This is a genomic window from Bradyrhizobium sp. Kon56 (genome assembly GCF_055807635.1).
Genome location: NZ_JBVVOU010000287.1, coordinates 1 through 316, shown reverse-complemented (window position 1 = coordinate 316; position 316 = coordinate 1). Strand labels below are relative to the sequence as shown.

Genomic DNA, 316 nt, shown 5'->3' with positions numbered 1-316 from the left:
GGATATTCATCTTGTAGTCGATGACATTGAGGATGGTCAGCAAGGTTGCGGTGATGATGCGACTGCCGCCCGGCGTGCCCACCACCATGACCGCCTTGCCATCCTTGGTGACGATGGTCGGGCTCATCGACGACAGCGGCGCCTTGCCCGGTGCGATGGCATTGGCTTCACCCTGGACCAGACCATACATGTTCGGCACGCCGACCTTGACGGTGAAGTCGTCCATTTCATCGTTGAGGATGACCCCGGTCTTGCTCGCCATCACGCCCGCACCAAACCAGTCGTTGAGGGTGTAGGTGACCGAAACGGCGTTGCC

1 protein-coding gene is annotated in these 316 nt (G+C 59.8%); it reads right to left on the bottom strand.

Annotated features, from left to right (window positions below):
- The coding region (locus AC0L3B_RS39000; protein WP_473383017.1) for a gamma-glutamyltransferase at positions 1–316 on the bottom strand (316 nt) is incomplete at both ends.